The organism is Kitasatospora sp. NPDC092948, from assembly GCF_044754805.1.
Lineage (GTDB): Bacteria > Actinomycetota > Actinomycetes > Streptomycetales > Streptomycetaceae > Kitasatospora.
Genome location: NZ_JBIVPU010000034.1, coordinates 1 through 1,804, shown reverse-complemented (window position 1 = coordinate 1,804; position 1,804 = coordinate 1). Strand labels below are relative to the sequence as shown.

General features: G+C 71.7%; 2 protein-coding genes. Both read right to left on the bottom strand.

Annotated features, from left to right (window positions below; genetic code table 11):
* Positions 1-143 precede the first annotated feature (143 nt).
* The gene (locus ACIQF6_RS36245; RefSeq protein WP_400903299.1) at positions 144-716 is read right to left on the bottom strand and encodes a hypothetical protein; all 573 of its coding nucleotides are present in this window, start codon (positions 714-716) and stop codon (positions 144-146) included.
* Positions 713-1,645 carry a class I SAM-dependent methyltransferase gene (locus tag ACIQF6_RS36240; RefSeq protein WP_400903297.1) on the bottom strand — a complete coding sequence of 311 codons (933 nt, stop codon included), beginning with the start codon at positions 1,643-1,645 and terminating at the stop codon, positions 713-715. The genes ACIQF6_RS36245 and ACIQF6_RS36240 overlap by 4 nt, the downstream gene beginning before the upstream one ends.
* Between the last annotated feature and the right edge of the window lie 159 nt (positions 1,646-1,804).

Genomic DNA, 1,804 nt, shown 5'->3' with positions numbered 1-1,804 from the left:
TGTCGGCGTACGCATGAAGATGCGCAGCCTGGTACAGGCGAACGTGCACCGATCACCGGGTCCGGAGCGCGGCCGGGCTCATGGCCTGATGCCCTGGTTCCAAGGCCGCTGCCGGGTTGGGCCCATCGGTCGATGGGGTGACCTCATCGGTGTCCCGCCGTAGCGAGGTGGGTGTCAGGGTCGGCAGTGGAGTTGTCGCGTGCGACGTGGACTTGGCGGTACCAGCGGCGGTGGACGACTGGCTCGACGGACAGCGTTGCTGCCCCCGCCACTCCACCGACCAGGAGGGAGGCCCAGCCGCCGTCGTTGAGGAGCGTGCCGAGGCAGGCGGCGGCGATGGCCAGTGGGCGCAGGAGGGTGAGCGGGCCGAGTCCGATGACCATGGCGAGGGTGCTGGCGCGGAATGGCAGGAGGAAATAGGCGGTCAGCGAGAGCAGGACGGCGACGGCGTAGACGGTGAGTGGAAGCAGGTAACCGAGTCCGCCGGCGGCCAGTGTGGCGTAGGCGCGGTCCGGGTCGGCGGCGGTGAGCAGGTGGAGAGCGGCGGTCAGTGCGGGGGCGAGCAGCAGGACGGCTCCGACTGCCAGCCCGCGCAGGGCGGCGCGCGTGTTGGCGCGGTGTTTGCGGATTCGGGCGTCGCGACCGGCGTAGGCGCGGAAGCCGCTGAATGCCGCATCGACCAGGCCGAGTGCGGCCAGTGGCAGGGCGGGCGTCATCGGGTGGCCTGCGCGAACTGCTCGGGGCCCAGGAGTCGGCGGGAGGCGCGGCCAAGGGCCTGACGAAGGGGTGCTTCCAGTTGCGGGCGCAGGCCGAGGACCGGGCGCAGGGTGGTGCAGAAGGGGTTGGCGATGCGGCGGGGCTCGTAGAGCAGCGGTCGCATGCCCGAGGCCGCGGCGGTCCGCAGCAGGGACTCGTCGCTGTGGGCCCGCCGGGCGGAGGCGACGCCGTCGTGTCGGCCCAGCGGGTGGCGCATCCGGGCGCGGTGGAACATCCACGCGCCGATGGGGGCGAGGCCGGTCGCGGCGATGTCGTAGTGGCAGAACGCCAGGGCGGGGGAGGCGCCTTGGGCCAGGAAGAAGTCCGTCAGCGCGGGCTCGGGGAAGTGGTGCAGGACGCCGGTGGAGACGTACACGGTGGCGGGCTCCGGTATTGCGAAGGCATTGCCATGGACGAAGCGGCAGTTGAGTCCCTCGCCACGGGCCAGGCGATCCGCCTCGCCGACCAGTGCGGCGTCGAGGTCGACTCCGACCAGCTCGACGTCCGGAGCGAGTGCGTCGGTGGCCGCCAGCCAGCGGACCAGGTAGCCCAGCCCGCAGCCGATGTCGACCAGGCGGTACGGCCCCGGCTGGCCGGTGGCCCGGATCGCGGTGAAGAGCGGGCCGAGCAGGTGCACGAGGCGTTCGCCGATGCGCAGTTCCTCGCTCAGGCGCTGGAGCTCGGTGTGCACGCTGATCAGCAGGCGGTCGACGGCGCCCGCATTCAGGATTCCGTCCCGGTCGACGGGCAGCCCCGCCACGATCCTCGCGGCCCGCCTGTCACCGTTCGCGCGAAGCTGCTCGATGACCTCGGAACGCCGTACCGGCAACCGTTGGCCGTTGGCCGGGTCGACCGCGGTAATCAGGTCAGATATCTCGAGCTGAGGCACACGCAGCACTCTACGACGCCACAAGGCCCCACCCTTCCCACCGAACCCGGCCCCCGCGTCAGGGCACCGGCCTCCTCGCGCCGGGCCCTTCGCGGACCCGCCCAGACAGGTGCACGTAGCTCTGTACCCTGCGGAGCACTTAGAGGAGTACGCCGACAA